Source organism: Gemmatimonadaceae bacterium (genome assembly GCA_035606695.1).
Lineage (GTDB): Bacteria > Gemmatimonadota > Gemmatimonadetes > Gemmatimonadales > Gemmatimonadaceae > JAQBQB01.
In genome coordinates, this window is record DATNEW010000027.1 from 263527 (window position 1) to 277117 (window position 13591).

The 13591-nt window shown below is 65.6% G+C and carries 6 protein-coding genes; 5 read left to right on the top strand and 1 reads right to left on the bottom strand.

The window, feature by feature from the left end:
* Positions 1–216: 216 nt before the first annotated feature.
* The gene (locus VN706_14405) at positions 217–3480 is read right to left on the bottom strand and encodes a hypothetical protein (protein ID HXT16827.1); all 3264 of its coding nucleotides are present in this window, start codon (positions 3478–3480) and stop codon (positions 217–219) included.
* A 165-nt stretch (positions 3481–3645) separates the two neighbouring features.
* On the opposite strand from VN706_14405, the gene VN706_14410 reads away from it, so the two are divergent.
* From VN706_14410 to VN706_14430, 5 genes are all read left to right on the top strand, one after another.
* Complete coding sequence (locus VN706_14410; GenBank protein HXT16828.1) at positions 3646–6612, top strand: BTAD domain-containing putative transcriptional regulator; 2967 nt, start codon at positions 3646–3648, stop codon at positions 6610–6612.
* Between the two features lie 104 nt (positions 6613–6716).
* A complete protein-coding gene (locus VN706_14415; protein HXT16829.1) occupies positions 6717–7349 on the top strand; it encodes a helix-turn-helix domain-containing protein in 633 nt (210 codons plus the stop codon).
* 44 nt (positions 7350–7393) lie between these two features.
* A complete protein-coding gene (locus tag VN706_14420) occupies positions 7394–8974 on the top strand; it encodes a TolC family protein (GenBank protein ID HXT16830.1) in 1581 nt (526 codons plus the stop codon).
* Positions 8971–10137, top strand: a complete 1167-nt coding sequence (locus VN706_14425) for an efflux RND transporter periplasmic adaptor subunit (GenBank protein ID HXT16831.1) — start codon at positions 8971–8973, stop codon at positions 10135–10137. The genes VN706_14420 and VN706_14425 overlap by 4 nt, the downstream gene beginning before the upstream one ends.
* Positions 10138–10261: 124 nt before the next feature.
* Positions 10262–13585 carry an efflux RND transporter permease subunit gene (locus VN706_14430; protein HXT16832.1) on the top strand — a complete coding sequence of 1108 codons (3324 nt, stop codon included), beginning with the start codon at positions 10262–10264 and terminating at the stop codon, positions 13583–13585.
* Positions 13586–13591 lie beyond the last annotated feature (6 nt).

Here is a 13591-nt window from a genome sequence, read left to right on the forward strand (position 1 = left end):
AGCGGCTCTGAATGCGGGGAGATTGCGATGCTTGACGCATCAACAATTGTCAATAGACATGCCGCGTTCGCGAGCGTTGAATGTGTCATATCTCGTTGCCGCAATTCATCTTATAAATCGACGTTTGTTGTGTCGGCAGGTGGCCGAGCACCGATTCGATGCATTTGCGCATCGAATCGGTGCTGCTGGTGGTCACGTTCTGCCGAGGCGTCGCGGTCAGTATTCGATCGGCGTCAGCGATTCGAAGGGTCCGTCGAGCCGAATTACACTTCGACCGCCAAACGCGACATACAGGCTCGTCCATCCATTGGTCTGAGGCGCCGGATCGTACCAGGCCGACTGAGGCCAGGCATGCACATCGGCGAGCGAGTCGACGTGGAGTCCGTTCAACCCGCGGAGGCGCTCGATCGGCGTCCAATGCAGTCCGCGATCGCGCGAGAATGCGAGCCCGCGCGGATGCAGTACCGCGATTCGCACATCCGGCTCGGTGTGGACGAACAGCACCTGTTGCAGTGGGCAGAAGTACTGTCGACACGTGAACCTCTGCGTGCCGTTCGCAGTCGCGATCGCCGTGAGATGAGTTTCAGCGTTCCAATGCAGTCCGCCGTCGCGGGTGGATTCGATGTCGTGCGTGGCGGTGACCCAGATCTCCTGAGGATCGTACGGATTCACCCACAGGCTCTGCGCGGTCATCGTGCTGGGCGAAATCGTCTCCCAGGTGGTGACCAGGCCCACGCTGTTGCTTCGGCCGCGAATGACTCTGCCGTCGGTCGTGAGCACGAAATACACGGGGCTCACGTGCCCGCCTGATACGCCCACTTTGCTCACCGTGTTGTACGGAAAATCGTGGCCGGGGGAGACGTCGAACGTCCTGTTGACGAGCCCGCGCATGCGCACGACCATGTCGAGATTCGCCGGCTGACCGCGCATGATGGGCGAGACGTTACGGAACGTGACGTAATCGACTGGCGTCGTCGGCGGTGTTTCTCCGCGAGGGGTGACGACTGGCGCCGCACCATACCCAACCTGTGTCGTCGAGCCGTCTGTAATGGAGCTATCGCCGATCTCGACCTCGGCAAACGCCGGCGGCAGCGCGCCAACACTGTGTAGCACCAATCGCAAGGTGTTTCGTCCGGTCATTACCTCGCTGGGACGCGCGGGATCGCCGACGACGAAGCTCGCGTCACCACAGCAATAGATGCTGTTCCAGGACTGCGGTGTCGCGCCGCCTGTCCATGACGCCCACAGATCGTTGTCTCCCGTTGGCACGTAGAGCGCGACGCACTCGGATGGCGGACCGGAACATCCGGGGCGGCGAATGCCATAGATCTTGCCCGTACCAAGCGCGTGCAAGCCGGACATGGCGCGTCCGAATGGACCGGTAGCGGTGATGCAGTTCGACCCCGCGCCGCCAACATACGCGTAGATGCCGCCGTCGTTCGACGCATAGGCGGTGCAGACCCCGCGAGCCGGATCGTAGGTCGACGGAAATGCCATCGACCACGTATCGACGTGCATCGTCGCGATTCCCGCCCACATGAACGTTCTGTCCGCATTTCGTCCGGAGATGCCGAAGAAATTCAGCCCGTTACCGACGAAGACATCGTAGCTGGCGAGGGGACCGGTTCCCGTCGCGGTGACGCGCGGTGCCACGAATATTCCCCGTCGCCCGGATCCATCCGGCTTCTGTCGGAATCCGAGGTCGCGCGTCGAACCGGACGATGCGTCCACGGAGAACACGCGCAATTGAGTCTCACCGCCGTCGATGAGGAGGACGAGCGCCGTATGACTCGGATCGCCGCCGTCCGGCGGAGCAGCGATGCCGATGCAGCGGTTCGGCAGCGCGATTGCTCGCTCCCACGATGCGCCCAGCGTCGTCGACCGATAGAGAGATGTATTATTGCAAGTATATAACGTCTGTCCGCGCGCCGCGAAGTACGGCGTGTCGCCACCCCACGGACCGCTGAGCGTGGTGAAATGCGCGAGGTCGGTGCTCGTCACGATCCCGCATCGCGTCGCAACGAAGACGCTGCCGCCGACGAAAATCGCTTGTCGCGCCGCAAGCCCCGGGTCGCAGCCATCGACGGCAACATGGTGCCACGTCGCCGCCGCGTCGGTCGATACGTAAATGCCCACGGTCGAGCGTCCGTCGGCGCGCTCCTCGTCGTCGTCGGTGGCGTAGACCAAGCGGCGTGAGTTCGTCGGGTCAACAGCGAGCGCAGGCGTCCACGACGGAACGCCGTGCTCCATTCCGTAGCTCGACTGAATCCAGGAATGTCCTGCGTCGGTCGACTTCCAGACGCCACTGAGATCCGTTGCCGCATACAGCACCGATGGGTTCGTGGGATCGACCACGACGAGATTCGTGCGACCGGTCGGATCACCCACGTCGCGCGTGTGGTCATTCCACGGCCGGTCAGGCGAGACGTCGGTCGCCGTGAAAATCGCGCGGTCGCGTGAGGTCGCGACGACCGCCGGTGCGTCGACACCAAGGCGATATACGCCTTCGGACAACTGGAACCAATAGACGAAGCGGCCGTCACTCACGATCGGGCCCGCGAGCAGCTGATAGTCCGTGATCGTCACGGGCACCGGCGCCCGCGCTCCGAGCGACAGACGCATCAAGGGGCCGCCCGTGCGATCGGCCGCGACATGCCAGTACACATGCGCGGCGTCGACCGCGACGGCGTCGATGCGCTGCGCAGGGTGTAGTGCGCCGTCGTCATGGAAGAGCGTCGTGGCGCTCGCGAGCGAAGGCAGTGATCGGGAGAAGACGGTGTATGCGCCTTGGTCGCCGGCGGAGACATACACCAGATGGTCCGTGCTCAGGGCGTAGGCGACCACGCTTTCGCCCGCGGGCAACGGAAAGTACGTGTTGGCGCTGGCGGGAAGGAGCGCGCGAAGGCGGCCGCCGCCTGGCGTGACATCGATATAAAACACGCGGGGCGAGGCACCCGACGTCGCCTGCACATCCGTGACGCGGGTACCGCTGGCGCGCGCGATGACTATCGGCGTGCCGCCGCCCTTCGCCACACGCCACACCGCGTTCGTCTCTGTCCAATAGACGTAGTGGTCGTCGACCGCGATCGAACAGCACGACGGATAGCCGGCAATGCGTGAGAGCGACGTGTGTGCGATCTGTTGTGGAGCGGACCCCGGCACAGGTACCAGCGGAGCACGAACGACCGCGCCCGCGCCAGTGAGCCAGTAGACGAAATCGTTGTCTGCGACGGCGCGCGTCGACGCGGGTCGATTGGCATCGCACGCGTCCGAGAAGTAGGTCGTGACGATGCTGGTTCCGCGTGTATCCATGAACCGCACGCGGGCAGCCGTCGCGAGGTCCCCGCCACAGTCGCTCTTCCAGACCAGCGTCGTGCCGGCGAGCGACAATCCGTCGACGGGGTCCCGCGCGACCAGTGTCGCCTGCGCAAAGGCGCTGATTGGCAGGAGTGTCAAGAGAGTTGCGGAGCGAATGTGCATGCGGATCCTCCAGAGGTTGGCACGCGCGATCGTATTGCAGCCCCGATAGCCGGGGCGTAGCTTCGCCAACCTTGGGAGTCGGAGTGACTCAGGCGTTCGTCGAGGCGTTACGCCGCGTGTAACGCCGTCGAACGCAGGTCGCCCGGGAGGCGCGACGTGATCGCAATGCGGTTGCTGGGCGGCGTCGAGCTGGCCCGAGTCGACGGACGGAACGACGCCGAAGCCGAGTCTCTGCTGCGCGGTCTCGCGCGGCAACCCAAGCGGCTGGCCCTGTTGTCGTATCTCGCGCTGGCGCCGGAAGGCATGCCTCGCCGCCGCGATACACTGCTCGCGCTCTTCTGGCCGGAGCTGGACGATGCACGCGCCCGAGCCGCGCTTCGCCAACTAATCCATCACTTGCGCCGCGCCCTCGGCACCAATTCAGTCGTGAGCTTTGGCGACGATGAGCTGGCACTCGCCGACGATGTCTGGTGCGACGTGCGTGCGTTTCAAGAGCACGCGCGCGCCGGGCGCGCCGCGGAGGCTCTAGAGTTGTACAGAGGCGAGTTGCTCCAGGGGTTTTTCGCCTCAGGCGTTGCCGCCGAGTTCGAACAATGGCTCGATGAGGAACGCGCGCGGCTGCGCACGCTCGCGGCAGACGCGGCGTGGAACGTCGCCGAGAGCCGGCGCATCGCGCACGATGCGACGGGCGCGCTGCACTGGGGACGCCGTGCGTTGACGGTTTCTCCCGACGATGAGACGGCCGTTCGACGTTTCATCGTGCTGTGCGATCGCGTGGGAGACCGCGCCGCGGCCCTTCGCGCGTACGATGAGTTCACCGCTCGACTCGCGCGGGACTTCGAGGTCGCGCCGTCGGCCGAAACGCAAGCGCTAATGAGCACGGTGCGCGAGCGCAACGCGGTGTATCCATCCGGTGAATGGTTGGCCGAGGTACGTCCGTCGCGCGATACCTCGGCGGCGCCACCCTCGCCGCAGCCGGAAATCGTGGAGAACGACCGTGTGAGGCCGCTGTCGCGTGCGCGCCTCGCACTGCCGGCAGCCGCCGTGCTGCTTCTTGCCGGAGCGGCGTGGGGCAGCTGGCGTTTGCGTGCACACGACGACGGTCCGGTCGTTGTTGTCGGCGCCGTGACGGACTATGACGGAGATTCGGCCAGCATCGTTCGGCCGCTGCGCGACATGCTCGCGACGAATCTTGCGCGCGTGCCGGGACTGCACGTCGTCAGCAGCGCCCGTGTCTACGAGCTTGCCGCTGGGTTGCGTCATGATGACGGCGTCGGTCGGCCGGCGGCGGAGCCAGAGCGCATGGTTCTGACGCGAGCGGCGCGAGCCGCCCGCGCGGACGAAGCGATCGACGGCTCGCTATATCGCCGAAGCGACGGAACCTTGCGGCTCGACCTGAGACGCATCGACCTCGCGACGGGTGCGCTGCGCGGAGCGTACGAGGTCAGCGGCGTCGATGTTTTCGCGCTCGTCGATCGCGCCACGGCGGAGCTCGCGAGCGGGTTGGCGCGCGCCGCACCCGAATCGCTGCACGTTGCGGACGCCAGCACGCGGTCGCTCGTCGCATACCGATTCTATCAAGAGGGGTTGCGCGCGTATTACCAGAACGATCTCGTCTCGTCGCTCCGTCTGTTCAGTGGCGCGGTCGACGAGGACTCGAGCTTCGCGATGGCGGAATACTACCTCGCGCAGACGCAGCACTCGCTCGGCTTACCGATGCTGCGCACTCTCACGCGTGCGTTACATGCCGCCGAGCCGCTCCCCGATCGCGACCGCTTGCTGGTGAAGGGTCTGTGGGCCGCCGAAACGAACGATCCAACGCTGCTGCCGGTCGCGGAGACGCTCGCGGTGCGCTATCCATCGGAACCGGACGCGATGTATCTGCACGGCTTGGCGCTCGCGGCGGCGGGCGACTTCAATGGCTCGGCGCGGGCCATGCTGCGCGTCGTGTCGCTCGATTCGGGCATGACGTCGGTGTCCGACGAGCGGGCTGTGCCGCGAGGAGATCCGGCGCGTTGCCGCTCGTGTGAGGCGCTCCAAACGGCGGTCTTCGAGTACATCCAGGCCGACTCGATCCCCGCCGCCGCGCGACTGGCTCGGCAATGGCTGCGCTGGCAACCGCGCTCAGCGTCCGCGTGGCTGACGTTCGGGATGATGGCCGGTCTCCAGGCAAAGACGGACTCGGCACTGGCGGCATATCGCCAATCCGCGTCGCTCTCGCACACTCGCGATGTGCAGCTCGGCTTTCTCGTGACGGCGTACTTGCAGGCGGCTCGTTTTGCGGAGTGTGATTCACTGCTTGCCGAAGCAACGCATGTCTCGGATCCTCGGACACGCGCGGAAGCGCTGTGGTATCTCGCGATCGATTATCGCACGCAAGGCCGACTGAAGGAGGCGTGGTCGGTCGGACGCGAGTTGCAGTCGCTGGCCGACGCCGGCAAGGATTCGGTCGTTGACGGAGCCGCATATACGGCCCGAATCACACGGGCGCAGCTGCTGCTCGAGCGTGGGTTGCCCCGTGCGAGCGCGGTCCTGTTCGACTCGCTCGTTCCGCCATGGCGTCCGGGGGCGGACAGCGCGCCGGGTCGGACGGCGCGGGCGCGCGCGTGGCAGCTGGCGCACGCGATTTCGGCGTACGCGGCCGCGCACGACACGTCGGCGATCGTGCGACGCCTGCCGTTGGTCGATGAAGCAGGGCGCGCGAGCTCATACGGGCGAGACGACCTGCTGATCCACTATGCTCGCGGCCTGCTCTTCACGGCGCGAGGTCAGCTGGATTCGTCGGCGAGCGAGCTTCGGCGGGCGCTTTATTCGCCGACGAACGGCTACACGCGCGCTCACTACGAGCTGGGCCGCATCTTGTTGGCGTTGCACCGGCCGCGCGAGGCGGCGACCGTGCTGGCGCCGGCGCTTCGCGGTGCTGTCGAGGCGAGCGCGTACTATTTGTCGATCACCGAGTTGCACGACCTGCTGGCGCGTGCGTATGAGGAGGGCGGTCAGCGGGACAGCGCGGCGGCGCACTATCGGTGGGTCGCGCGTGCGTGGTCGCGGGGGGACGTGCCGTTTCGTGTGCGGGCGGAGGCTGCGGGGCGGCGGGCGCGCGAGTTGGTGGCGGGGGCGTCGGGGTTCTGATTGGACAGGGTGGGTTGTGGGTCGTAGGTGGGTGTCGCCAAACATTTGTCGCAAGTAAGTAGGTACTTGCATATGCCTCCGGAAGGCCATACTCTACGCGCCCTATGGACATCCGCGACCGCATTCTCGACGCCGCGAAGCGCGTCTACGCCCAACACGGCTTCCGTGGCGCCACCACCCGGCTCATTGCCATCGAAGCCGGCGTCAACGAAGTCACCCTCTTCCGCACCTTCGGCTCCAAGGCGGCGCTGTTCGAAGCGCTCATGCAGGATCACGTCGCCCAATCCCCAATCCCCGAGCTCCCCGACAACCCCAACGACCCACAGCGCGAGATGACCGAGTGGGTCGCCGCCGTGCTCGGACACATGCGCGACAACCGCGCGCTCATTCGCACCTCGTTCGGCGAGATCGAAGAGCGACCGGAAGCCGCCGTGTGCATGTGCGAAGGTCCGAACTGCGCCGGCATGATCCTCACCGACTACGTGCTGCGCTTGCAGTCGATGGGCATCGCCGCCGCCGACGGCGACATCCCGACCGCGGTGACCATGCTCATGAGCAGCATGTTCGGCGATGCCATCTCCCGCGACGTGATGCCCGGCGCGTTTCCGCAGCCCGCCGACAGCGCGCCCGCCAAGTACGTCGAGATCTTCATGCGCGCGCTCGGTGTCCACGCCGCGTCGCCCGCCCGCAACCGCACCATCGACGTTTCCGTAGTGCGCACCGCCGCCGGCGACTGACGACGGTCTGCCGCCACGCCGTGAACTCCTTTCCGCAAACTCGTATGCTTTCCCGCCGCCCTCACATCCGGATCGTGTCGCTGTCGCTCGCGCTCGTGGCTACCTCGGCCGAGCTCGCGCGCGCGCAGGGGCCAGCCTCACAAAGCCCGCAAACCATTTCCCTCTCGCTCGACGACGCGCTCCGCCTCGCACAGGGCGCCAGTCAGACCGTCGACATCGCTCGCGCCGGCGTCACGCGCGCCAGCGGCGGCAAGTATCAGGCGCACAGCCAGTACCTGCCGCAGCTCAACGCCACCGGCAGCTATAACAGAACGCTCAAGTCGCAGTTCTCGGGGCTGAGCTCGAGCAGCTCGAGCAACTCGAACACGACGACGCCCGGCACGACCGATACCACCAAGAAGGCGGCGGCGGGCGGATTCGATCTCAGCAAGACGAGCTTTGCGGCGGCGAATCTCTGGACGTTTGGCTTGAGCTTCTCGCAGAACGTCTTCACCGGCGGCCGCATCACCGCGCAGAACGCCGCGGCCGACGCGCAGCTTCGCTCGGCGCAGATCGAGCTCACGGCGCAGCAGGCGCAAGTGTCGCTCGACGTGACGTCGGCGTACTACGACGCGGTGCTCGCCGACCAACTCGTGTCGATTGCCGACTCGTCGTTGGCGGAGACGAACGCGATCTTCGCGCAGACGCAGGTGGCGAAGAACGTCGGTAACGTTTCGGAGTACGACCTGCTCCGCGCGCAGGTCACGCGCGACAACCAGATTCCGGTCACGATTCAGGCGCGCGCCAATCGACAGGTCGCTTACCTGCACCTGAAGCAGCTGCTCAACATGCCGCTCGACGACAACGTGCATCTCACGACGGGCATCGACGGCGCGACCGGTCCCTCGCTGCCGGCGATGGCGCAAGCCACGAGCGCCAGCACCGACACGTCGGCGGCGATGCGCGCGCCCGTGCGCGAGCTCGACGAAGCGGTGCGCGGTGCCGAAGCGCAGGTCAAGATCGCGCGGAGCGAGCGGATTCCGTCGTTCGCGCTCGTGTCGCAGTATCAGCGTCTGTATTTCCCGGCTGGTGCGCTGCCGTCGCTCGGCCAGGGTGTCAACAACTGGACCGTCGGCGTCTCGACCAACTTTCCGATTCTCGACGGCGGCCGGATCAAGGGCGATCAGCTCATCGCTCAGGCCGCGCTACAGCAGGCGCGCGCGCAGCGCGATCAGACGAAGCAGTTCGCGGGACTCGATTCACGTGTCGCCCTCAACTCGCTCGCCGACGCACAAGCGACGTGGAACGCCAGCCGCGGCACTGCCGAGCAGGCGCAGCGTGCGTACGCGATCGATCAGGTGCGGTTTCGCGAAGGCATCTCGACGCAGACGGATCTCTCGCAGTCGCGATTGTTGTTGGAGCAGGCGCTCGCCAATCGCGCCCAGGCGGCGCGGAATCTCGCCGTCGCCCGCGTGCGGCTCGCGTTGATCCGCGACCTTCCGCTGCAGTCGGGCGCAAGCAACCAGGCGCCGACACAGAGCGCGGCGGGCGCCGTGCAGCAGCAACAGCAGCAGCAGCAACTACAAGGACAAGCGACGCAAACGCGTTTACAGACTACTAATCCACCGGGGAGCGGCCAGCCATGAGTCGGCGTGAGGAGGAGATGAACGAAGCAGCTCGCAGCATCCAGGTCCGTTGTGTCGCGGCTTCGCCCGTCGTGCTCGTCGCGCTTGCCGCACTTGTCACGCTCGCGGGGTGCAAGGGAACGGACACCACCAAGGCGGCGACGACGACGCCGACGATGTTGGTCGGTCCGGAAAACATCGCCGTGGTGAAGGCGCAGCAGATTCGATCGGGGCCGGCGATCTCGGGTGCGTTGCAGCCGGAGGAACAGGCGAACGTGCGCGCCGAAGTTGGCGGCACCGTGCTGCAGACGATGGTCGAGCAAGGCCGTCCGGTGAGCAAAGGCCAGGTGCTCGCGCGCATCGACGACGCGGCGCTGCGTGAAACGGAATTGTCGGCACGCTCCGCGGTGACGACGGCGCAGAACTCGGTGGAACTGCAGAAGCGGCAGATGGATCGCAACGAAGCGCTCCTGAAAGCGGGCGCGATCGCCGAGCGCGACGCGGAGCTCACGCGCAATCAGTACACGGCGGCCGAAGCGCAGCTGGCGAACGCGCGCGCGCAATTGGCGAATGCGGACAAGCAGTTGAGCAAAGCGACGATCGTTTCGCCGATCACCGGCGTGGTGAGCGCGCGCGCGGTGAGCGCGGGCGACGTGGTGCAATCGGGCGGGGCGCTGTTCACGATCGTGAATCCGGCGACGATGCGACTCGAGGCGTCGGTGCCGGCCGATCAGCTGTCGGCGGTGCGGCTCGGCATGCCTGTCGACTTTTCGGTGAACGGCTATCCGAACCGCCAGTTCACGGGGCGGATCACGAACATCAATCCGGTGGCGGATCCGACGACGCGACAGGTGCGGATCATCGCGTCGATCCCGAACGCGGGAAACGTGCTGGTGGGCGGCTTGTTCGCTGACGGCCACGTGTCGAGCGAGGTGCGCGACGCGCCGGTGATTCCGATCAGCGCGGTGGACGAGAAGGGACTGCGTCCGTATGTGATGCGCATCAAGAACGGGTTGGTGCAGAAGACCGACGTGGATCTTGGCATTCGCGATGCCGCGACTGAGACGGTGGAAGTGCGCTCCGGCATCGCACCAGGCGACACGATTCTGCTTGGCGCGGCGCGCGGCATCTCGGAAAAGACGCCGGTGAAGGTCAGCGCGGCGGCGGATACGGGTAGGAAATAACTGATTGTCATCCTGAGGGAGCGTCAGCGACCGAAGGACCCCCTCGATCGCCGAGGAGAGCTCCTCCGTGATGAAAGGGGTCCTTCGCTACGCTCCGCTCCGCTCAGGATGACGGGGAGCTCTCATGATCATTAGCGATTTCGCAATCAAGCGGCCGCTCATCACCGTCGTCACCATGGTGGCGCTGGTGATCTTCGGCACGTTCTCGCTGCTCAAGCTCAAGACCGACGAGTTTCCCGACGTGGCGCCGCCGTGGTTGACGGTGGGCATCATCTATCCGGGTGCGTCGCCCGACGTGGTCGAGAGCGAAGTGCTCAAGCCCGTCGAGGAACAGATCGGGTCGATCGCCGGGGTGAAGCGCATCATGGGCAAGGCGTACGACGGGTACTCGATGATGATGATCGAGTTCCTGTACGACAAGGATCTCAACGTGGCCTCGCAGGAAGTGCGCGACGCCATCTCGACGATCCGCGCCGATCTGCCGACGGAGATGAAGGAACCGATCATCTCGAAGTACAACGACACCGATCGGCCGATCGTCTCGCTGGCGATCTCGTCGACCGTCTTGTCGCCCGCGGAGCTGACGCGTCTCGCGGATCCGGGCATCACGCGCGAGCTGCGCGCCATCCCCGGCGTCGCCGACGTGCAGATCTTCGGCAAGGTCGAGCGCGAGCTGACGGTCGAGTTGGATCCGCAGCGGCTGCAGGCGAACAATGTGAGCGTCGCCCAGGTGGTGCAGGCGCTTCAGCTGCAGAATCTCGCGGCGCCGGTCGGCCGCGTGAACGGCGATCTCGACGAGCGCGCGATTCGCCTGCACGGCCGGCTCGAGAATCCGGCGGAGTTCGAGAACCTCGTCGTCGCCGACCACAACGGCATTCTCGTGCGGCTCGGTCAGGTCGCGAACGTGAAAGACGGAACGGAGGAGCCGAGGACGCTGGCCGTGTACGCGGACAAGAACGCGACGGCGGCGAAGGAAGCGATCGGCATCGACGTGAAGAAGATGAAGGGGTACAGCACGACCGACGTAGCGGCACGCGTGCGCGATCGGTTGGCGCAGATCGATTCGACGCTGCCGGCCGGTACGGAAGTGAAGGTCGTGAAGGATTCCGGTGTGCGCGTGACGGCCGCGGTCGAGAACGTCGAGGAGGCGCTGCTACTGGGCGCGCTGCTCACGGTCCTGGTGGTATTTCTGTTCCTGAATTCGTGGCGTTCGACGGTGATCACCGGCGTCGCGCTGCCGATCTCCGTGCTCGCGAGCTTCATCGCGGTCTGGTCGCTCGGCTTCAATCTCGAGACGATGTCGCTGCTCGGGTTGTCGTTGGCGATCGGCATTCTGATCGACGATGCAATCGTGGTGCGCGAAAACATCGTGCGACATGTCGAGATGGGGAAAGACCATTTCACGGCGGCGCACGACGGCACGGACGAAATCGGCCTCGCGGTCGCGGCCACGACCTTCTCGATTCTCGCCGTGTTCGTGCCGATTGGCTTCATGCCCGGGGTCGGCGGGCAGTGGTTCAAGCCGTTCGCGTTGACGATTGCGTGTTCGGTTGCGGTTTCGCTGTTCGTGTCGTTCTCGCTCGATCCGATGTTGTCGGCGTATTGGCCCGATCCGCACAAGCCGCCGCACGAGCGCGCGTGGATCACGCGGCAGCTCGACAAGTTCAATGCCTGGTTCAATCGCCAGGCGCTCAATTACAAGAAGGTGATCGCGTGGGCGCTCGATCACCGGTTGGCCATGGTGACGATCGCGACGCTCACGTTCTTCGCGTCGTTCTTCCTCCCGTCGCGGGGGGTCAGCGGACTGGCCGCGGCGCTCGTTGGAATTCTGATCGTCGTGTTCGGGCTCGTGAAGAAGCGTCTGCACGGCGCGGTGCGCGGCGTGATCGTCGCAGCGGGTCTCGCGGCCTTCGTGGCGCTGCCGCAAATCGTGCCGCCGGTGCGTACCGTCGGCACCGCCTTCTTCCCCGAAGACGATCGCAGCGAATTCATCATCGCGATGGAAACGCCGCCGGGGTCCAACATGGAATACACGCGACTCAAGGCCGAAGAAGCGGCGCGTATCGCGCGACAACATCCCGAGGTCAAGTACACCTACGCTACGCTCGGCAACGGTGCCACGGGTGGCGTGGACGAAGGCAACATCTACGTGCGCACCGTCGGCAAGGGTGACCGTCACAAGTCGGTCGAGGAGCTCGCGGCCGAAATGCGCACGGAGACGGCGCGCATCTCCGGCGCGACGTATTCCATTTTCACGAGCGACTTCGGCGGCGGGTTCAAGCAGATCCAGCTGCAATTGCGCGGACAGGACGTGAATGCGCTCGCGCAGGCGGCGGACATGGTGAAGGCCGGCGTCGAGAAGATTCCCGGCGCGGTGGACATTGGTCTCTCGACCAAGGGCCAGAAGCCGGAGCTCGAGATCGATCTCAATCGTGGCGTGGCGGGTTCGATGGGGCTGACCGTGGGACAGGTCGCGCAGTCGTTGCGTCCGGCGTTCGCGGGCATCGATGCCGGATACTGGATCGATCCCACGGGCAAGTCGCGCAAGGTCACCGTGCGTCTCACGCCCGAGGCGCGCCAGCGCGCGTCGGATCTCGAGCGGCTGCCGATGATCGTGAATGGGCCGAACGGAGCACCCACGACCATGCCGCTGGGCCAGATCGCGACCATCAAGCAGAGCCTGGGGCCGGCGATCATCGACCACCTCAATCGGGAGCCAGTCGTGACGGTGGAGTTGAACACGGCCGGTCGTGCGACGGGCGACGTGACCGCGGACATTCAGAAGATGCTCGACCACATGCGACTGCCCGCCGGCGTTCACTATACCATCGGCGGCGACGCGGAGTCACAGGCCGAAGTCTTCGGACAGATCTTTTCGGCGCTTGGGCTCGCCGTGCTGCTGATGTATCTGATCCTGGTCGTGCAGTTCGGATCATTTGTCGATCCGGTGGCGATTCTCATGTCGCTGCCGCTCTCGCTCATCGGCGTGATGCTGTCGCTGGCGATCTCGGGCATGACGATCAACATCATGAGTTTGATCGGCGTGATTCTGCTCATGGGCATCGTGGCGAAGAATGCCATTCTGCTCATCGACTTCGCGAAGTGGGCGCGTGAGGAGCGCGGCCTGCCGCTCCGCGAGTCGCTCATCGAGGCGGGCTCCATCCGGCTGCGTCCGATTCTGATGACGACGTTCGCGCTCATCGCCGGCATGATCCCCGTCGCCCTCGGCCGCGGAGAAGGGGCGCAGTTCCGCGCGCCGCTCGGCGTCGCCGTCATTGGCGGCGTGTTGACGTCGACGTTCCTGACGCTGCTCGTCATTCCGACGGGTTATGAGATTCTGGACGAATGGCGGCAGTGGTTCGCGCGGAAGTTCGGGATGCAGCCGAAGCAGATGACGGCGGAGCATGCGGTGCCGGCGCACGCGGTGCAGACGCACGCTGGAGATTGAAGCACA

Coding starts and splice junctions, on each gene's coding strand:
- VN706_14415 (HXT16829.1), top strand. CDS start 6,717: ATGGACATCCGCGACCGCATTCTCGACGCCGCGAAGCGCGTCTACGCC.
- VN706_14430 (HXT16832.1), top strand. CDS start 10,262: ATGATCATTAGCGATTTCGCAATCAAGCGGCCGCTCATCACCGTCGTC.
- VN706_14425 (HXT16831.1), top strand. CDS start 8,971: ATGAGTCGGCGTGAGGAGGAGATGAACGAAGCAGCTCGCAGCATCCAG.
- VN706_14420 (HXT16830.1), top strand. CDS start 7,394: ATGCTTTCCCGCCGCCCTCACATCCGGATCGTGTCGCTGTCGCTCGCG.
- VN706_14410 (HXT16828.1), top strand. CDS start 3,646: ATGCGGTTGCTGGGCGGCGTCGAGCTGGCCCGAGTCGACGGACGGAAC.
- VN706_14405 (HXT16827.1), bottom strand. CDS start 3,480: ATGCACATTCGCTCCGCAACTCTCTTGACACTCCTGCCAATCAGCGCC.